Source organism: Arthrobacter sp. CDRTa11, from assembly GCF_026427775.1.
In the GTDB taxonomy this organism is placed as follows: Bacteria; Actinomycetota; Actinomycetes; order Actinomycetales; family Micrococcaceae; genus Arthrobacter.
In genome coordinates this window covers 4142764-4161808 of the sequence record NZ_CP044532.1, presented here as the reverse complement: position 1 = coordinate 4161808, position 19045 = coordinate 4142764, and the positions used below count along the sequence as shown (strand labels likewise).

18 protein-coding genes are annotated in these 19045 nt (G+C 64.6%); 14 read left to right on the top strand and 4 right to left on the bottom strand.

What is annotated here, in order from left to right; translation table 11 throughout:
• Nucleotides 1-19 precede the first annotated feature (19 nt).
• The 4 genes from F8G81_RS18920 to F8G81_RS18905 all read left to right on the top strand — a co-directional run bounded on the left by F8G81_RS18920 (nucleotide 20) and on the right by F8G81_RS18905 (nucleotide 3095).
• Nucleotides 20-1039 carry an acetylxylan esterase gene (locus F8G81_RS18920; RefSeq protein ID WP_267276180.1) on the top strand — a complete coding sequence of 340 codons (1020 nt, stop codon included), beginning with the start codon at nucleotides 20-22 and terminating at the stop codon, nucleotides 1037-1039.
• A gap of 311 nt (nucleotides 1040-1350) precedes the next feature.
• Nucleotides 1351-2478, top strand: coding sequence for a 3-deoxy-7-phosphoheptulonate synthase (locus tag F8G81_RS18915; protein ID WP_267276179.1), 1128 nt, complete (start codon nucleotides 1351-1353; stop codon nucleotides 2476-2478).
• A gap of 141 nt (nucleotides 2479-2619) precedes the next feature.
• Nucleotides 2620-2832 (top strand): helix-turn-helix domain-containing protein, encoded by a 213-nt coding sequence (locus F8G81_RS18910; RefSeq protein ID WP_267276178.1) that lies wholly within the window; start codon nucleotides 2620-2622, stop codon nucleotides 2830-2832.
• A gap of 164 nt (nucleotides 2833-2996) precedes the next feature.
• Nucleotides 2997-3095 carry a 30S ribosomal protein bS22 gene (locus F8G81_RS18905; RefSeq protein WP_003792170.1) on the top strand — a complete coding sequence of 33 codons (99 nt, stop codon included), beginning with the start codon at nucleotides 2997-2999 and terminating at the stop codon, nucleotides 3093-3095.
• A 146-nt stretch (nucleotides 3096-3241) separates the two neighbouring features.
• On the opposite strand, the gene F8G81_RS18900 is transcribed toward F8G81_RS18905, so the two are convergent.
• Nucleotides 3242-4060, bottom strand: coding sequence for an HAD family hydrolase (locus tag F8G81_RS18900; RefSeq protein ID WP_267276177.1), 819 nt, complete (start codon nucleotides 4058-4060; stop codon nucleotides 3242-3244).
• 89 nt (nucleotides 4061-4149) lie between these two features.
• On the opposite strand from F8G81_RS18900, the gene F8G81_RS18895 reads away from it, so the two are divergent.
• Both F8G81_RS18895 and F8G81_RS18890 read left to right on the top strand, forming a co-directional pair.
• Nucleotides 4150-4404 (top strand): glutaredoxin family protein, encoded by a 255-nt coding sequence (locus F8G81_RS18895; protein ID WP_267276176.1) that lies wholly within the window; start codon nucleotides 4150-4152, stop codon nucleotides 4402-4404.
• An 89-nt stretch (nucleotides 4405-4493) separates the two neighbouring features.
• Nucleotides 4494-5291, top strand: a complete 798-nt coding sequence (locus F8G81_RS18890; protein ID WP_416377069.1) for a redox-sensing transcriptional repressor Rex — start codon at nucleotides 4494-4496, stop codon at nucleotides 5289-5291.
• An 83-nt stretch (nucleotides 5292-5374) separates the two neighbouring features.
• Here the strand turns inward: F8G81_RS18890 and F8G81_RS18885 are convergent, their stop codons facing one another.
• From F8G81_RS18885 to F8G81_RS18875, 3 genes are all read right to left on the bottom strand, one after another.
• A complete protein-coding gene (locus F8G81_RS18885) occupies nucleotides 5375-6274 on the bottom strand; it encodes a hypothetical protein (protein ID WP_267276175.1) in 900 nt (299 codons plus the stop codon).
• 296 nt (nucleotides 6275-6570) lie between these two features.
• Entirely contained in the window at nucleotides 6571-7338 is a 768-nt protein-coding gene (locus F8G81_RS18880; protein ID WP_267276174.1) for a hypothetical protein, read from the bottom strand.
• A 268-nt stretch (nucleotides 7339-7606) separates the two neighbouring features.
• Nucleotides 7607-8155: a YceI family protein gene (locus F8G81_RS18875; RefSeq protein WP_267276173.1), complete on the bottom strand. Its 549-nt coding sequence runs from the start codon at nucleotides 8153-8155 to the stop codon at nucleotides 7607-7609.
• Nucleotides 8156-8370: 215 nt separating this feature from the next.
• On the opposite strand from F8G81_RS18875, the gene F8G81_RS18870 reads away from it, so the two are divergent.
• The 8 genes from F8G81_RS18870 to F8G81_RS18835 all read left to right on the top strand — a co-directional run bounded on the left by F8G81_RS18870 (nucleotide 8371) and on the right by F8G81_RS18835 (nucleotide 18896).
• Nucleotides 8371-9051, top strand: coding sequence for a histidine phosphatase family protein (locus tag F8G81_RS18870; RefSeq protein WP_267276172.1), 681 nt, complete (start codon nucleotides 8371-8373; stop codon nucleotides 9049-9051).
• A 2-nt stretch (nucleotides 9052-9053) separates the two neighbouring features.
• Nucleotides 9054-9680 carry a TlpA family protein disulfide reductase gene (locus F8G81_RS18865; RefSeq protein ID WP_267276171.1) on the top strand — a complete coding sequence of 209 codons (627 nt, stop codon included), beginning with the start codon at nucleotides 9054-9056 and terminating at the stop codon, nucleotides 9678-9680.
• 15 nt (nucleotides 9681-9695) lie between these two features.
• Nucleotides 9696-10451, top strand: a complete 756-nt coding sequence (locus tag F8G81_RS18860; RefSeq protein WP_267276170.1) for a cytochrome c biogenesis CcdA family protein — start codon at nucleotides 9696-9698, stop codon at nucleotides 10449-10451.
• A complete protein-coding gene (resB, locus tag F8G81_RS18855; protein ID WP_267276169.1) occupies nucleotides 10451-12190 on the top strand; it encodes a cytochrome c biogenesis protein ResB in 1740 nt (579 codons plus the stop codon). The genes F8G81_RS18860 and resB overlap by 1 nt, the downstream gene beginning before the upstream one ends.
• On the top strand, nucleotides 12190-13311 hold the full coding sequence (gene ccsB / locus F8G81_RS18850; protein ID WP_267276168.1) for a c-type cytochrome biogenesis protein CcsB: 1122 nt from the start codon (nucleotides 12190-12192) through the stop codon (nucleotides 13309-13311). Before resB ends, ccsB begins: the two co-directional genes overlap by 1 nt.
• A 157-nt stretch (nucleotides 13312-13468) precedes the next feature.
• Nucleotides 13469-15433 carry an Hsp70 family protein gene (locus F8G81_RS18845; RefSeq protein ID WP_267276167.1) on the top strand — a complete coding sequence of 655 codons (1965 nt, stop codon included), beginning with the start codon at nucleotides 13469-13471 and terminating at the stop codon, nucleotides 15431-15433.
• Between the two features lie 195 nt (nucleotides 15434-15628).
• Nucleotides 15629-17656, top strand: coding sequence for a LuxR C-terminal-related transcriptional regulator (locus F8G81_RS18840; protein WP_267276166.1), 2028 nt, complete (start codon nucleotides 15629-15631; stop codon nucleotides 17654-17656).
• Nucleotides 17657-17822: 166 nt separating this feature from the next.
• Nucleotides 17823-18896, top strand: coding sequence for an IniB N-terminal domain-containing protein (locus tag F8G81_RS18835; RefSeq protein ID WP_267276165.1), 1074 nt, complete (start codon nucleotides 17823-17825; stop codon nucleotides 18894-18896).
• Nucleotides 18897-19045: the final 149 nt, after the last annotated feature.

Below are 19045 nucleotides of genomic sequence, written 5' to 3'. Positions count from 1 at the left end.
GACAGGACCGGACTGCACCATGCCCCTTTTTGACCTTCCCCTCGAGCAGCTCCGCGGGTACACCTCCGCAGTGACGCCGCCGGCCGACTTCCAGGCCTTTTGGGACGCCACTATCGAGGAAGCCCGGATATTTCCCCTTGGTGCCACTTTTGAGCCCGTCGAGAACTACCTGTCGGTCATCGACACGTACGACGTCACCTTCGCCGGCTACGGCGGTGCCCCCATCAAAGGGTGGCTGCACCTCCCGGCGCACCGCGCGCCCGGAACACAGCTGCCCGTAGTCGTCAATTACGTTGGCTATTCCGGCGGGCGCGGCCTGGTCAACCAGGACACCAAGTGGGCGCAGGCGGGCTACGCGCACTTCATCATGGATACCCGGGGCCAGGGCTACGGCGGAACCCTCGGCGAGACGGCCGACCCCCACCCGAGCGCCGGTGAGGTGGCCTACGCCGGGCTGATGACCCGTGGGGCCGGGACCCGCGAAGACTACTATTACCGCCGGGTCTACGTCGACGCTTTCCGGGCCGTGGAGGCCGCCCAGTCCCACCCCGCGGTGGACCCGTCCAGGGTGGTTCTGGCCGGGGTCAGCCAGGGCGGCGGCATAGTTGTTGCCGTTGCGGGACTCGTGCCCGGACGGCTCGACGGCGTCATCGCCGCGCTGCCGGACGTCCCGTTCCTGCAGGACTTCCCCCGCGCCATTGACATCACCCCGCGCGGCCCGTACCCGGAAATTGCCGCCTTCCTTGGCCGGCACCGTGACCGGTACGAGCCAATGCTCGCGGTGCTGAACTACTTCGACGGCGTCAACCTGGCCCGGGCGGCCACGGTTCCGGCACTGTATTCGGCAGCCCAAATGGACGATATTTGCCCTCCATCGACCGTGTTCGCCAGCTTCAACGCCTACGGTTCCGGAGTGGCCGGCTCTTCAAACACCGGGGCGGTAAAGGACATCGAGGTGTACCGGTTCAACAACCATGAGGGCGGCCAGGAACACCACTGGATCAGGCAGCTGGAGTTCCTCCGCAAGCTCCTGGGCTGACGCGCGGCCCACGAACAGCCCGCGCGAACTGGCAGGTAATGACCTTTCCCAAGGAATTTGAGGGCATTATCTGCCAGTTCGCGCCATGTTACTGGCGGATTTGGCGGTGGCCGCAGGGTGGGGTTATGGTCTTGGCTATGACTAACCGTTGGTATGCGTATTTTTCGTTGGCTCTGGAGGGGCCCGCGTCTAACTGACACGCATCCAACTTTCCTTCAGAGCCAACAGGGCAGAGATCATTCTCTGCCCTTCGCCATTTCTTCGGCGGGTTCTGATCTGGGCCCGCTTCCCTTCTGGAACAGGACCCCACCATGAGCACCGCAACAGCCGCCACAACCGGCACCACACCCACCGGCAAGTCAACGTCCAACCTGCGGGTCAGCGAGTTCACAGCCCTGCCCACACCCCAGGAGCTCATCGCTGAGCTGCCCATGGACGCCCGGGTGACGGACGTCGTCGAGCGCGGACGGGATGAAGTCCGGGCCATCATGGATGGCGTGGACGACCGGCTGCTGGTGATTGTTGGCCCCTGCTCCATCCACGATCCCAAGGCAGGCCTGGAGTACGCCCGCCGGCTTGTCAGCCAGGCGGAGAAGCACAAGGAAGACCTGCTGATCGTGATGCGCGCCTACTTCGAGAAGCCGCGCACCACCGTTGGCTGGAAGGGCCTGATCAACGATCCCCGGCTGGACGGCAGCCACGATATGGCCACCGGGCTCCGCGCGGCACGCAGTTTCCTGCAGCAGGTCACGTCACTGGGGCTCCCCGCCGCCACCGAATTCCTTGAACCCATCAGCCCGCAGTACATGGCAGACCTGGTTTCCTGGGGAGCCATCGGGGCCCGCACCACCGAGAGCCAGATCCACCGCCAGCTGGCATCCGGGCTGTCCATGCCAATCGGCTTCAAGAATGGTACCGACGGCGACCTCCAGGTGGCGGTGGACGCCTGCGGTGCAGCGGCGGCCGCGCAGGCTTTCCTGGGAATCGACGGCGAGGGGCGGGCAGCCCTGGTGGCCACCGCAGGGAACCCAGACACCCACGTCATTCTCCGAGGCGGCCGCAAGGGGCCCAACTACTCCTCCGCCGACGTCGAGGCCGCATCCTCGAAGCTCGCCGGCAAGCACCTGAACCCAAGGCTGATCGTGGACGCAAGCCACGCGAACAGCGGGAAGAGCCACCACCGGCAGGCCGAGGTGGCACTGGAAATCGGGGCGCAGCTTGAGGACGGGGGAGCGGCCGCACAGGCCATAGCCGGTGTCATGCTGGAGAGTTTCCTGGTGGGCGGTGCCCAAAACCTGGACGTGGCCGAGCATGCAGCCGGCCGGTCCGGACTGGTCTACGGGCAGAGCGTAACGGACGCCTGCATGGAGTGGGATGTCTCGGTTTCCGTGCTGGACCAGTTGGCGGCGTCAGCCCGCAAGCGCCGGACTGCGAAATGATTACCCGGCATGACTTTCACAATGGCCACATGAACCTCTAGAGTATCTAGCACATGGTTGGTGGATGGCTCAGCATCGGCACACCGCAATGGCATATACCTGGGGTCAGTGTTGTCCATCCGTCAGCAAAGGAATAGGGAAATGTCCGCAGAACAGAACTTCTCCAACGCGAAGTTCCTGACCGTGGCCGAAGTGGCCGAGGTCATGCGCGTCTCCAAAATGACCGTGTACCGGCTGGTTCATTCCGGCGAAATGCCCGCGGTGCGTTTCGGCCGTTCATACCGGGTGCCGGAAAAGGCCGTCGAACAGTACCTTAAGGGTGCTGTGGTGGAGGGCCACTCCGAAACTGCCTGACGTGCCGCACCGGGAGCGGCTGTCAGTGGGCCCTCCCGATAAGCGGTACCCTGTTAAGGAACGTTTTACGTCATTGTAAGAATCTGTCAGTTGTTCAGTCTGTAGCTCTGTCCACGGACCATTTCCATCAGACAGGTACTGCATCTAGTTTGTAAGGAACTTTCGTGGGTTCAGTTATTAAGAAGCGTCGCAAGCGTATGGCCAAGAAGAAGCACCGCAAGTTGCTTCGCAAGACCCGTCACCAGCGCCGTAACAAGAAGTAGAGATACTTCGAACAGCGTAGAAATGCCCGTCGCCTTCCGAGGCGGCGGGCATTTCGTTTACCTGCTCGAACTTCCTGGCCTTGTTCGCGAATCCTAACCGTCATGGTTCGGATTGGCGAACAAGCTTATGATCCGTGGGATAGGTCCTAAACCCGGGGGCCGCGGATGCGGGCGAAGCCTTTCCAGAGGCCGTAGACGGCGCCACCGGCGGTTGCAGCCTTCAGCCCCAGCGTGGCGGCCCGGCGGCCAGAACGGAAGTCGTAGACCGGCCAGTTGTTGTCACGGGCATGGCGCCTAAGCCTGGAATCCGGATTGATGGCCACGGGGTGGCCCACCAGGGTCAGCAGCGGGATGTCGTTGAAGGAATCGCTGTAGGCCCAGCACCGCTTGAGGTCCAGTCCTTCGATGTCGGCGATGCCCTGGACGGCCACTGCCTTTGCTGACCCGTGCAGGATATCGCCCACCAGCCGGCCGGTGTACATGCCGTCGGCGACCTCGCCCACAGTTCCGAGGGCGCCGGTCAGGCCAAGCCTGGTGGAGATGACGGTGGCTACCTCGATGGGCGTGGCGGTGACCAGCCACACGCGGCGTCCGACGCGGAGGTGCTGCTGTGCCAGGGCCTTGGCGCCGGGCCAGATCCTGGACGCAATCATTTCGTCATAGACCTCTTCGCCCAGGGCCTTGATGTCCTCCACCGTGATGCCGGCAGCGAGGGTGAGGGCGGAATCGCGGACCGCATGGACATCATCCATGTTCTCCCCGCGGGTGACGAACTTGAACTGCTGCCACGCGAATCCGGCAGCCTGTACGAACGTGAAAGCTCCGCGCTGGTGCATTTTTCGTGCCACGTGGAACAGGCTGGCACCCCTCATCAGGGTGTTGTCGACGTCGAAGAAGGCGGCCTCGCCGGTCTGCGGCATCGCGACCGGCTGGGTGACCACAGCGACGTACTTCTCCTCGGGCATGTGCATGAGTCTAGTCAATGCTCAGGGCCACTACCGTCCGCGCCGCCCTCGGCCGCGCTGTCGGAGTTAAAGGGCGATACGGTTAAACCATGGCCAAACCGGAGGTTGTCCTCATCACCAAAGCAGACTGTCACCTGTGCGCAGAAGCGCGCGACGCCGTCGGGCGGGTAACTGCGTCACTGGGACTTGAGTGGACCGAACAGCTGGTTGACGACTTGCCGGAGCTGCGCGAACGTTACGCCGAGGAAATTCCGGTGGTGCTGGTGGATGGCATCCAGCGTGACTTCTGGAAAATCGACGAGCTTAGGCTGGAGCGGGTCCTCCAGCGCGCCATGGCCGGGTAGGCAGGCGATCCCACGCAATGGCACAGCTTTGTTGGCACGCATGAGAGGGCTCTAGAGTGGAGTCACGACGCGACGCGATGGAGGGGAAAGTGACTTCACTGGATTCATCCCCTGCTGCTGTCCCCGCTGCCCCCGGCCTTCCGGGTGTGCCCGCGCTTCCAGATGTTCCGGGTGTTCCAGCCACTCCGGGTGTTCCCGGCGCCGTCCAGGGCGACCCAGCAGTCCAGGGCGACAAGGGCGCCACCGGAAAACAGATCCCGCCTGCTGCCGTAGCCCGGCTGACCCTGTACCTCCGCGCCCTGAACACGATGCTTGCAGAGGGTGTCGAAAGGGTTTCCTCGGAATCCCTGGCGGAAGCCTCAGGGGTGAGTTCGGCAACGCTCCGCAAGGATCTTTCGCACGTTGGCTCGTACGGCACCCGAGGTGTGGGGTACGAGGTGCAATACCTCAGCCGTCATATTGCCGCAGCCCTGGGACTCACCCACGACTGGAAAGTTGCCATTGTTGGTGCCGGTAACCTCGGCAAGGCCCTGGCGCGCTATGGCGGGTTCGAATCCCGGGGCTTTGATGTGGTGGCCATCTTTGACGCCGACCAGATGGTGGTGGGCAATGAGGTGGGCTGGCTGCGCGTCAGCGACGTCGCAGACCTTGAAGCAGTCCTGGAACGGACCGGCGCCAATATGGTGGTCCTGGCGCTGCCGGCAGCTGTTGCCCAGGCGGTCTGTGACCGGGTGGTGGCGGCGGGTGTACGCAGCATCCTGAGCTTCGCGCCCGTGATGCTACAGGTCCCCGACGGCGTCAACCTCCGGAAGGTGGACATGGCCACCGAACTTCAGATTCTCGCCTACCACGCACAACGGGCGCAGACCCCGGGCCAGACCGCCTAGTTTCCAGCGGCTGCGGGATCCACGCCCGTGGGAGTGGTCATGCTGTTTATCTGGGCCTCTGCCTGGGCGCGGGCCTGCTGAGGCTAGCGGCCGTAGGGGTTGCCCGGTGCGCCGTACGGATTGGCGAAAGGCTGCTGCTTGCGGAAGTAGGGAGCGGCTGCCGGAAGGTAGAGCAACACAATGGCTACGATTCCTGCCAGGGTTCCCAGGGTGCCGAAGCTCGGGGGGCCGAACACTCCGGCGACCGAAATGGCGGCCAAGACGGTACCCAGGATCCGGGCCCAGTTCTTACCCTTTCGGACGAAGAACGCCACCAGCGCATAGAGCCCGGCGCCGATGATGGCTATCACCACCAGGGTTCCGGCGATCACGCCCTTGATGTCTTCAAACGCAACTTCGCCCGCGGCGCCACCACTGGCCATGGCGTCCTCAAACTGGCGCCGCATTGTCGGATCGTCCAGCATGGCGAGGCCCATCAGCATGGAGATGACGTAGATAACGCCGGATGCAATCAGCAGCCAGAACGAAATATTGACCAGCTGGGGGACCCCGGAGGATCCTGAGCCCTGCGGCTGCTCGGAGGGGTACTGACCATAAGGCGACTGCCCGTAGGGCGACTGACCATACGGCTGCTGGCCATAGGGGGCCGGCGGGTTCTGGCCGTAAGCGGGTGGCTGTGAGGGGTTCTGCCCGTACTGCGGTGTAGCCGGGTTCTGGCCGTATTGCGGCGCGTTCTGCCCGTACTGCGGACTGTTGTCCCCGGATTGAGGGGAGTTTTGGCCGTACTGTGGGGCGTTCTGCCCGTATTGGGGGGCGTTCTGGCCATACTGCGGTGCGTTCTGCCCATACTGAGGGGCGTTGTCGCCGGACTGTGGCGACGGGTGACCAAACTGGGGCGCATTCTCGCCGTAACGCGGAGCCTGCGGCTGGCCGCCGGACTCAGGCTCGTTGGGAGTCGGAGGCGGGACAGGAGGAGTGCTCATGGACGGTCCTTTGCATGTCGAGTTGTTGACGGCTGCCGGGATCGGTTCACTGGCCCTACCCCAGCGTGGCTTAAGTCCACCGTACCCCCGGGCGGGCCCGCAGTGGGTCATTCCAGAGAGGTATTCCGCTGAACATGGTTTCGCACGGTGAGCAGGGGCTATGGGGGCAGGAGCGTTGGCGGGGGAGCGGACCGGCCGGGCGATCTTGTCCGCCGGAACTGAAGCCGCCACAAGAAAGGCCGCAGCCGGTGATCCGGGCTGCGGCCTTTGTAACGTGAACCCCACTGAGGGCGGTGTTAGCCCTTGAAGTGTTCCTGGGATTGGGGCAGCCACATCATGACCGCAGCGGCCACGGCAGCCGCGGAGCTGAGGAGGCTGAGATTGAAGAACACAAGGTTTGCGAAGAAGCCCATCACGGCCAGGCCGCCCAGGATGGAGAGGACAAGGCGGGCCCACCGTGCACCCTCCTTCAGCCGGATGGCGATGAACACGTACAGGGCCGCGAAGATGAGCTGGAAGACAAATCCGCCAATCCCTGCCCCCATCATCATGCCGCCGAAGGCGCTGCTGACGGTGAACATGTTGACCAGGCTGAAGACGATCCCGAGCGCTGCTGCAGCGATCCAGAGCCAGTAGGACGTGACCAGCTGCTGCGGCACACCCTGGGTGTCAATGAACCGCTGCTGAATGTTGTCCAGGCTGAGGCCAAAGACGTTGCGTGGAGGGGCGGCGTAGCCCAGGCCCGACGGCGGGACATTGCTCGGGGCGGCGCCGGCACCATAGCCGGGCTGGCCGTAAGGCTGACCTGGCGGCGGGTAGGGCTGATTCTGCGGCGGGTACGGCTGTCCGTAAGCCTGGGGCGGTGCCTGATAACCCGGCGGCGGCTGGTAGCCCTGGGACGGTGCCTCATAGCCCTGCTGCGGCGCTTGGTAACCCTGCTGTGGCTGGTGACCCTGTGGCGGCACCGCGCCGGCTGGAGGAACGTTGCCGGCGGGGGGAACGTTGCCGGCCGGAGGCTGGGCACCCGGCTGCGGGGGCTGCGGTACTTCACTGGGGTTGGTCATGGCTCTCACTGTAGACCGGGCACCCACTCTTATCCAGGAGATTTGCGGCGACATGTCGGGGAACAGCAGGGGTTGTTCCAGACGAGTGACTTGCCTGGGACATGCGCTTGGCTAAGGCACAGGCGCACGGCCTGGAAGGGGGGCGCTAAACGATGAGGGCGTTAAACGGCGAGGGCGTTAAACACAGCGCCCCGGCCTGTCTGACTCCTGGGGAACCAGCGGCCGGGGTGCGGTGGGAAATCAGCGGTGGGAAATCAGGATGGGGAAATCAGGCTGCCGGTGCGATGAAGGCGAGCTCGAGGTTGATGGCAACCTTGTCGCTGACCAGGACGCCGCCGGCTTCCAGGACGGCGTTCCAGGTGAGGCCGAAGTCCTTGCGGCTGATGGTGGTCTCGGCGGAAACGCCGGCGCGGGTGTTGCCGAACGGGTCCACGGCCACACCGTTGAACTCGGTTTCGAGGGACACGGGGCGGGTGACGCCCTTGATGGTGAGGTCGCCGGTCAGCTCGTAGCTGTTGCCGTTGGCCACCAGACCGTTTGAAACGAAGGAGATTTCCGGGAACTTCTCTACGTCGAAGAAGTCTTCGCCGCGGACGTGGCCGTCGCGGTTGACGTCTCCGGAGTCGAAGCTGGAGGTCTTGATGGTGGCACTGATCTTGGAATCGGCCACGTTTTCAGCCAGGTCCAAGGTTGCTTCGGCATCCTTGAACTGGCCGCGGACCTTGCTGATGCCTGCGTGCCGGACGGTGAATCCGATTTCGCTGTGCGAGTTGTCGAGGGTCCAGGTGCCGGTGGTGACGTCTGCGGGAAGTGCCATGGTGTTCTCCTTGATGTATGTCGGGTGAGTAGTGCCGGGTTGATTGACGCTTCATCTGTTGAAGTATCAACTAACTGCTGCATCCAGTATAAACATGCATTTGCATGTTTTGTTCCCCGTTCCGGAACATTTTTTGAAAAACTTCAGTTCTACTGTTTGTAGAAAGCTGTGCAGAAGATTTCGGATAGCACGCCATCTTTGAGAAACTGGTAAACATGCCCCAAGCCACTGTCCATCTGCTCCGCCACGGCGAGGTCCACAATCCCGACGGCGTTCTGTACGGAAGGCTGCCCGAATTCCACCTCTCCGCGTTGGGCCGGCAGATGGCTGAGATGCTCGCCCGGCACTTCAGCGACCGCGCCGCCGCAGGCGCCCGGATCGTCTACCTCGCATCCTCGCCGCTGGTAAGGGCACAGGAAACGGCGGCCCCCACGGCCGAGGTTTTGGGCCTGGAGATCCATACGGACCCGCGGATCATTGAGGCCGAGAACTACTTCGAGGGCATGAAGGTCAGCAAGGCCGAGCTCCGCCGTCCCAAGCACTGGCCGCGGCTGGTCAACCCGCTGAAGCCGTCCTGGGGCGAGCCGTATAAGGACCAGGCGGCCAGGGTCAGGGCCGCTGTCCAGGACGCCCGGCTCCGCGCGATCGAGCTCGCGGGCGGCGACTACGGAACAGACGGGCCAGAAGCCATCATGGTCAGCCACCAGCTCCCTATCTGGGCCACCCGCCTCAGCGCCGAAGGCCGGCCGCTGTGGCACGATCCCCGGAAACGCGAATGCACGCTGACGTCCATCACCTCCCTGGTGTTCGACGACGACGGCTCGCTCCTGCGCGTTCAGTACACTGAGCCCGCTGCCGCCCTTCTTCCCGGTGCTGCCAGCACCCCCGGAGCCTAGTCATGCCCATGAAGCCGGCCGGGTCCACCCCGGCTACCTCGCGCCGCAGCCTGCTTGCAGCCGGCGGCGTGGCCCTGACAGCCCTTACCCTGGGGCTGTCTGCCTGCGCCCAGGAGGATGCCCTGGCCAAACAGGCCAAAGCCGGAGACAACAAAAACTACGTTGCCGGGGACGGCTCCGTCACGGAGTTCGCCCCCGCGGACCGCAAGTCCGCCGTCGAAATCAACGGCACACTCTTCAACGGCACGTCCGTGACCCCCGCCGATCTCCAGGGCAAGGTGACGGTCCTGAACTTCTGGTTTGCCGCCTGTGCGCCGTGCCGGGTGGAGGCTCCGCAGCTCGAAGCCCTGCACCAGGAATTCAAGGACCAGGGCGTGCAGTTCTACGGCGTCAACCTCCGGGACGAAAAAGCCACCGCCGAGGCATTCGACAAGTCGTTCAACCTGACCTATCCCAGCTTTGACGACAAGGACGGTGCCGTGCTCCTGGCCGTGTCCGGCATTGTTCCTCCCGGTGCCGTCCCCACCACGCTGGTGCTGGACAAGCAGGGCCGAGTTGCCTCGCGTGTCCTCGGCGAAATCCAGAAGGGCACCCTCAAAGCCCTCATCACCGCCGCAGTGGCAGAGTAGCGGCGGCCCCGGACCGTGAACAGCCCCTTCGCCGAAGCCATCCTGAGCGGCTCCCTGCTCCTCGCCATTCCGGTGGCGCTGCTTGCCGGACTCGTGTCTTTCCTGTCGCCGTGCGTGCTTCCCCTGGTGCCGGGGTACCTGGGCTACGTCACGGGACTGACCGGCGTGGACCTGCAGAAGCAGAAGCGTGGCCGGATGTTCGCGGGGATTGGGCTGTTCGTATTGGGGTTCTCCGCGATTTTTGTGCTCCTGGGCGGTGCCTTCGGGCAACTCGGCACGCTGATCACGGGCTCCCAGAACGCCTGGATCACCCAGCTCCTGGGTGTCCTGGTGATCGTTATGGGTGTTGTGTTCATGGGTGGTTTCGGCTGGCTGCAGCGTGATGCGAAAATCCACGCCAAACCGCCTGCCGGGCTATGGGGTGCCCCGCTGCTGGGCATAACGTTCGGGCTGGGCTGGGCGCCGTGCATCGGCCCCACCTATTCCGCTGTCCAGCTCCTGAGCCTCTCCGGCGGCTCGTCCGCCGCCAAGGGCGCGTTCCTGGCCTTTGTCTACAGCCTGGGCCTGGGCATCCCGTTCCTCCTGATTGCCCTCGCGGTGCGCCGCGGGATGGGCGTGATGTCCTTTTTCCGTACCCACCGGCTGGCCATCCAACGGACCGGCGGAGCGATCCTGATCGTGCTGGGCCTGTTGATGGCCAGCGGCGTCTGGGGCGCCTGGGTGACCGGGCTCCAGTACTGGTTCCAAACCGATGTGAAGTTGCCGATCTGATGAGCGAGCGAGTGAACGCAGAGAATAAGTCCTCCACCCCGGTGGCCGAAGCCAAGGCTGATGCCGCGCTGCCGGCCCTGGGCCCCAAGGAAATGCTGCGCTGGGCGTGGACGCAGCTCACCAGCATGCGGACGGCGCTTTTCCTGCTCCTGCTGCTGGCGGTTGCCGCGGTGCCTGGCTCGCTGTTCCCGCAGCGCCCCGCGAACCCTTCCACCGTCACGGAGTACATAAGGAACAACCCGGGCTACGGCAAGCTGCTGGACACCCTGCAGCTGTACGACGTCTACTCGTCCGCCTGGTTCTCCGCCATCTACCTGCTGCTGTTCATTTCCCTGATCGGCTGCGTGGTGCCCCGCGCCATGGCCCATTACAAGGCGATGCGGTCCCAGCCGCCGCGTACCCCGAAGCGGCTCTCCCGCCTGCCCGAGTACGGCACGCTGGTGGTGCCGGCGGCGGCCGGCCTCCCGGCGTCGGACGCTATTCACAGCGCCGCCGGGCTGCTCAAGAAGCGCGGCTACCGTGTTGAGGTGAGGGACGACGACGGCGCGCGGCCGTCTTTGGGGGCCGAACGCGGCTTTATGAAGGAAGTGGGGAACCTGCTGTTCCACACATCCCTGATCGGCGTGCTGGTGTCCGTGGCGGTTGGCGGGCTCTTTGGATACAGCGGGCAGCGCATCCTGGTGGAAGGCGACACGTTCGTGAACACCCTGGTGGGTTACGACCAATTCATGCCCGGTACCAATTTCCAGTCCAGCCAGCTGCAGCCGTACTCTATCCAGCTCGATAAGTTCGACATCACCTTTGACCGGGAATCCAGGGGTAAGTTCGGCCAGCCCATCGACTTCTCCGCAGCAGTGACCACCAAGGAAAACCCTGACGCGCCGGCGCGGCAGGAAACCCTGAAAGTCAACGATCCCGTCACCTTGGGCGGCACCAGCATCTACCTCACGGGAAACGGGTACGCCCCGCTGGTCACCGTCCGCGACGGAGCGGGCAACGTGGCTTTCCAGGGCCCTGTGGTGGGCAAGCTGCAGGGCGAGAACTACTACTCGTCGGTGGTCATCAAGGTTCCCGACGCCAAGCCGGACCAGCTGGGCTTCCAGGGCTTCTTCCTGCCCACCGCCTTCGTCACCCCTGAAGGTGTGTCCTTCAGCGGGGACCCCGAACTGTTCAACCCGCAGCTGACGTTGAACTCGTACTACGGGGACCTCGGCCTGGACGACGGCGCCCCGCAGAATGTCTTTGAGCTCAACGTCAAGGACCTGACTCCGCTGAACGCCCGGAACCTCGAGGCCGGAGGCCTCACGTTGACGCCCGGTGCCAGCCTCACCCTGCCCGACGGCAAGGGGAGCATCAGTTTTGACGGCGTAAAGCGGTACGTGGGCGTGGACATCCACCACAACCCCGGCCAGCTGTACGCCCTGATCTTTGCCCTGTTGGCTGTCGCGGGGCTGGTCATGTCGCTCTACGTAAACCGCCGCCGCGTCTGGATTCGCACGGGCACGCACGAGGACGGCCGCACCATGGTGGAATACGGCCTCCTGGCGCGCGGTGAAGACCATCGGCTCGCCGCCGAGTCCGCCGTCCTCCGTAAGCTCCTCTCCGAGGAATGGCAGGTGCCTGCCGGTCCTGCCGACGAGTCCTCCGGAACCCAGCAAACTCCCAGCCGTTATGACGATAATGGCGCAGACTCTGTCACCACCCCAGCTGGCCCCAACGGGCCGAAAAAGGACCAGTAATGCCCTTCGCCATCAACGAAACCATGGGCCAGTACAGCGAGCTGTTTATGCTGCTCGCGGCCGGCACCTACACCGTGGCCTTCATCGCCTTCGCCTGGGACCTGGCGAAGAGCAGCAAAGCCCTCCGCGCCGTTGACCTCAAAGCGGCCCAGGCGGAGCGGACGTCGAAATTCCCTGTAGGTGCAGGTGTAGGTGCGGGCGCAGGAGCAGCTGCTGCGGGGGCGGGCGCCGACAGGACTGAATCGCACCTGGCCGGGCCGGCCGGACGGGCCGAGCGGCCGTCGTCGTCGGTCACCATTCAGGGCGGCGCGCCTTCCGGGGCGGGAAAGACTGCCGACGCCGACATGCGCTATGCGGCCGAACGGCGCGTTCCGGCGCGGGTGGCGGTGGCGCTGACAGTGCTTGGCGTGCTCATCCACGCTGCCGGTGTAGTCACGCGGGCGCTGGGCGCGGGGCGTGTGCCCTGGGGAAATATGTACGAATTCCTCACCACCGGTGCTTTTGTGGCCGTTGCCGTGTTCCTGCTGGCGCTGATCCGGCGGGACCTCAGGTTCCTGGGGACCTTTGTGGTGGGCTTGTCCATCATCATGCTGGTGGCCGCCTCGGTGGCGTACTGGACCCCGGTAGGCCACTTGGTGCCGGCCCTGCAAAGCTACTGGCTCATCATCCACGTCTCCATTGCCGTGTTGTCATCGGCCCTGTTCACCCTCACCTTTGCCATGTCCGCGCTGCAGCTGGTGCAGGCGCACCGGCAGAAGACCGTGGCTGCAGGTGGTGCGGACAAGCTGGGCTTCATGCGCCTGGTGCCGTCTGCCCTGAGCCTGGAAAACCTGTCCTACCGGATCAACGCGATCGCCTTTATTGGCTGGACTTTCACCCTGATGTTCGGTGCCATCTGGGCCGAGAAGGCCTGGGGACGCTTCTGGGGCTGGGACACCAAGGAAGTGTGGACGTTCGTCATCTGGGTGGTCTATGCCGGGTACCTTCACGCCCGTGCCACCCGCGGCTGGACGGGGACCCGCGCCGCCTGGCTGTCGATCGTCGGCTACCTCTGCGTCATCTTCAACTTCACGATTGTGAACCAATTCTTTAATGGTCTGCACTCCTATTCAGGCCTCTGAACAGGGGTTACTCGGATAGCGCTGAAGGTGCCGCCGCTAAATAACTAATCGGTGTAGCAACAAGGGTGTCGCCCGCGAAAGGGTGATGCTACGTTGGTTGGAGCTCGCCTGTGATGCAGTTTGCAGGCGACTCGCCGCATGTTTTTTCGAGGTACCTATGAGCTACGTTCTCGCCGTCGATGTCGGGACCAGTTTTACGGCCGCTGCAGTTATCCGAATTGATCAGAATGCTCCACGTGTTCCGGAGAGCCTCCCGCTGGGGCTCCGCGGAACCGCTGTGCCCTCTGTGGTGTTCTATCCGGACGAAGGGCCAGTCCTGGTGGGGGAAGCCGCCGAGCGCAGGGGCCTTGACTCCCCTGAGCGGGTGGTGCGCGAATTCAAACGCCGGGTGGGTGACGCCGTTCCAATTTCGGTGGGCACCCTGTCGTTGCCGGCCGAAGATGTCTTTGCCACCATGACCCGATGGGTGGTGGACCGGGCGCAGGAGCGCGAGGGGCAGCCGCCGTCGAACATCATCCTGTCCCACCCGGCGTCGTGGGGCGGACACCGCACCAAACGCATTCTGGATGCCCTGTCCTCGGCGGGACTGCCTTCCGTCACCCTGATCAGCGAGCCCGAAGCCGCAGCGCTGTACTACGCCTCCCAGGTGCGTGTGGAGGACGGCAGCACTATCGCCGTTTACGATCTGGGCGGCGGGACATTCGACACCGCCATCCTGAGGAAGGCCGGCGCCGGCCACTTCGAATTCCTGGGCCGCCCCCACGGAATTGAGGGTCTGGGCGGCGCTGATTTTGATGCGGCTGTGTTCCGCCATGTGGCCGAACACACGGGTGCTGCCCTCGCTGGCCTGGACCCGGAATTACCCGCCGCACGCGCAGCGCTGGCCCGGCTGCGGCGCGAATGCGTGGAAGCCAAGGAAGCCCTCTCCTCTGACAGCGAGGCAAGCATCGCGGTGATGCTGCCAGGAGTCCAGCAGCAGGTGCGGCTGGTCCGGTCCGAGTTCGAGGCGATGATCGAGGAGCCTGTCCGCGAGACCGTGGAGGCATTGGAGCGCTCCCTTCAGGATTTGGGACTCGACCCCGGGGACCTGTCGGCCGTGCTGCTGATCGGAGGATCCTCCCGCATCCCTCTGGTGGCGCAGCTCCTTTCCGAAACGCTGGACAGGCCCATAGCCGTGGACGCGGATCCCAAGTCGTCCATTTGCTGCGGGGCTGCCGTTGCAGCCGTGCGCGCGCAGGATCGTGCGGCGCATGAGGTTGTTGCGGCGGAGCAGGTTGTTGCGGCGCAGCAGGTTGCCGGCCAGGAGGTTGCCGGCAAGGATGCTGCCGCAGGAGTGGCGGCATCCGCTCCCGCAGCGGCACCTACTGCCGCAGCGTTGGCAGCCCACAGCGCCAGCCGGTCCCGGAAGCCTGGCACCCACGCGAACAGGCCCACCGTGCGGGTGACCGCCGTCGCCGCAGTGGCCGCGCTCTTTACGGTGCTGACTGCCACCGCGGCCCAGAGTCCTGGGGGCATTGCCACGCTGACGGGGATCTTCGCTCCGCAGGAAGCGGGTGCCGGAACGGGGCCGGAGGCTGCAAACGGCTCCACCGGCACCACCGAAGCTGGCAGCGACGATGCCGCCGGTGGGACACAGGCTGGACAGCCGGGACTCGAGGCCAGCGCCCAGCGGAGCGTCGGCCAGCCTGTCGGTGGCACGGGACTGCAGGCGGCGGTGCCCACCAGCAAGCCAACTTCCGGGCCATCGTCCCAACCTGCCGCGGGTGGTACCTCCGTTGGCCCCGCCAGTTCTTCTGAAGGTGAAGGCGGCGGTGCGGCGGCAGTGGCTGATCCTACCCAGGCCGCGGGAACGGCTTCGCCCACCACACCATCGGCTCCAGCAACAGCTAATCCGACCACCACAGCCCCGCCGGCTACCGAACCTCCACCAGCCACGGCGCCACCACCCGCTACGGCAACTCCACCAGCTACTGTGGCTCCGCCGCCGCCCACCACACAGCCGCCCGCCACGGTGACTCCGCCGCCGCCCACCACACAGCCGCCCGCTACGGTGGCCCCAACCGCCACTGCCCCCGCCCCACCGCCTGCGGATCCGGTGTCAGCGACAGAACCGGCGGTGTAACTCATGACCGGACACGATACAGCGCCTTCCGGAGCCGTCCAGGGTCATGGCACGGAAGAACCGCAGACCCGACCGATGACTGACCCTGCAAGCGCCGGCGGCTCCCTATCAGAGGTCGGGTTGCAAAACGGAATCCAGAACGCGGGCGCTGAAAGCCCTCCAAGCGGGCCGGAAGAGCCAAGGGTCCAGCCGCCAATGCACGGCAGCGCCGAGTACATGGCGAAGCAGTTGCGGGGTGAAAATGCCGCTGTGCGGGAGCTGCTGCTCGCCCTGTCAGTTGGCTTCACGTTGCCTGGCCCACTGCCGCGGGAACTGCAACGGAGGCTGGAAAGCTCCGAAGTGGAGGGCCTTGACGCCTTGGTGGCCAGGGCAGAAGCGTCAGGCCTGCTGGGGCCTGGCGGCACGGTAGTAGGTCCTGCACAGCACGCCCTCCTGACCGTTACACCGACGGCCAGGATCCACGCGCTGCAAAAGGAACTTGTATCAAACTTCGCCGCGGAAGGGCGGCCCTTGGGTGATTTCGCCCGCGAACTGGCACGGAGCGGCCTGGCAGATCCCCGGGTGGCCGAGGAACTTGAAAAAGCGGCGGACAAAGCGCTCGAGCGTGACCCGGGCCTGGCCTTCCAACTCTATGACGAAGCTTTGCTGGCCGGGGCAGATGAGCTGGCAACGGCAGCCCGCCGTGCGCAGGCTGCCGCAGCAACGGGGGACCTGGATGCTGCCGGACGCATCGTTGATGAACTTCTGGTGGCGCCGATTGCTCCCGACCTCCGGCTGGGGGTGGACGTGGCAGCCGCGGTGTGGGCGCAGCGTGGCATGCTGGCCCGCGGCGCCGATGTCTACAGTTGGCTTGGCCGGGAGAGAGTGGGGCCTTCAGCGCCCCTCGCCGCAGTGGCTTTGGTGGGATGCGGTAACCGGGAGGGCGCCGAAACCATGTTTTCCCTGGACTCAGAGCCTGCTTCTCCCACGCTGCTGGCTGTAGGCCTGACCCAGACGGGAAAGGGCATCCTTGAGTCACTTGCCAGCGAACCCCACCAAGGGCTGCCCGTGCTGATTCATGCTTCCGACTTGCTCAACTCAGCTGGAGCGGCGCACCCGCTTCCGGACACCCCGGGGGCGCTGGCCGCGCTGCTGGCGCTGCACACCGGGGAACCCCACCTTGCTGACACCATCCTCCGATCAGCTATCGCTGCCGGCCAGGGAGGTGATGCCGCCAAGCCGCGGCTATGCCTGCTTAAGGCCTGGTCAGCCATGCAGCAGGACAATCCTGACGAAGCCCGCCTGGCCATCAACGAGGCCTCGAAGGCGAACCACTGGCCACTGGTGCCGCGCGACGAGTTCCTGTGCGCCACCTTGGAAGTCGGCCTCGCCCGGAGAAGCGGTGAAGTCCATGGCCTGGTCATGGCATGGGAACGCGCGCGGGAAGCAATGCTGCACACCACGGTGGATCTTTACAGCCTGTTGCCGTGGGGTGAGCTCATGATTGCCGGTGCCCGCCTGCGGGAAAGCCGGCGGGTGTCGCCTTACCTTGACGAGGCGTGGAAACTGTTGGCAGGGCTTGGCGAGCCTCCCCTCTGGGCCGTGCCCCTGCATTGGGCTGCAGTCCAGGCCGCACTGCTGAACGAGAGCCCCGCTGCCCTGGCACCCCATGCTTCGGCACTGGTACGGGCAGCAGGACACAGCCATCTGGCGGCGGTGCTTGCAGGGGCAGGCAAGGCATGGGTTTCAGTCCTTGCCGGCCGCTTCCAGGCTGCCGCCGTGGAGCAGGCCGCGCACGGGCTTAATGCCGTTGGCATGCCCTGGGAAGGTGCACGACTGGCGGGACACGCAGCGGCCCGGGCCGATGACCGCAGGGACATGGTGAGGCTGCTGGCGTGTGCCCGGGACCTGCATCCGCAGGGGAACCCCGCCGGAACCGGGACAATACGTCCTGCGCCCCCGTCTGCCGGATCTTCATCTTCTGAGATCCGTGATGGTGCCGCACCGGAGAACAACGTCCGCCAGGCGGCCGCACCCGTCCTTAGCGATCGAGAGAAGGAAGTGGCCCGCCTGGTCCTTGAGGGCAAGACGTACCGCGAAATAGGGGAGACGATCTACATTTCGCCCCGGACTGCTGAGCACCACATGGCACGGATTCGACGCCGGTTAGGAGCCGAAAACCGCTCGGATCTCCTGGTTCGGCTTCGGCTGGTCCTGGGGCCGGAGCACCCGCCGCCGGAGTGATTCCCCTATTTCCCCTAAAGCCCCAGCAAGCAATCCCCTAGCGGGGCCGGCCCGGTAGGGGGCCGCAACCCGATGCCCGGTCCTTGGGTGGGACCGTACGTTTTATTCAAGCCCGGCGACGATGCCGGGCGATCCGAAACTTAGAGAAGATATGAGGTCCACCCAAATGCCTACTCTTGCAAATCAGCTCGTCCAGTTCCTGATGAGCCTATTCAACAACCCTGTCGCCGCCCAGGAATTCCTGAACGATCCGGAAAAGGCCCTGGACGATGCCGGGCTTGGCGGTGTTTGCTCAGCAGATGTGGACGCAGCTATGCCAGTCGTCCTGGATTACGCCCCCATCGCGGTCAACGCCGCCTCGTTCGATCGTGAGTACAACACTGGTGGCAACACCGCCTGGACTGGTCACAATGGCGGCAGCGGCGGCGCCGGCGGTCGCGACCCCGGACACGGCGGTGGACATGGCGGCGGTGGCGGCGGACACCACGAGGACCACGCCCACGCCGTACAGCAGTTGCACCATGTGGTGAACAACTACTCCTACACCACAACGGTGGATGACAGGGACACGATCACCGACCAGTCAGTCAACCAGAACATCTGGGCCGACGGCGACGTCAGGCAGTTCTTCGACAACGACGCCATCATCGCCTCGGGCGACCAGGCCATGGCGGCCGGTGACGACATCGACGTCGACGATTCCTTCAACGTGGAGGACTCGTACAACACGGACAACTCGGTGGATCACTCCACGGACAACTCCATCGTCGCCGGCCGTGACGCAGTGGTTGGCAACACCGAAATCGACGTGGACGAGTCCTTCAACACGGATAAGTCTGTCGACGATTCCTACAACACAGAGGTCGACATCGATGCCGATCTGCAGAATGTTGGCAACACCGACAACTCCGAACACACGGCGATCGTGGGATCCTTCAACGATGACCACTCCACGGAGACGGAGGTCGAGATCGACGCGACCCTGAGCAACGTGGGCAACACAACAACGAACACAACAACCAACACCACAACAACCAAGACCAACATCGAGGACAACGTCGTGGTCGCGGACAACAACATCGACTACACCAACGTCGAGGACAACACAGTTGTTGCCGGCAACACGGTGGTTGCTGACAACGAGTTTGAGTACACCGAAATTGATGACATCACGGTCATCAAGGACAACGAAGTGGAGATTGAGAACAACACCGCAATTGATCACTCGGAAGCAGGCTAAGCGTCAGCGCCCGGTAACGGCAACGCCCGGCAGGGGGACCAACAACCTCCTGCCGGGCACTTGCCCGCTTACGGTGCTTACGCATTCATGGACTTGACGCGAAGGACAGATCGTGGCTGAAACGCAACCATCCGGGGGGCTGGCAACAA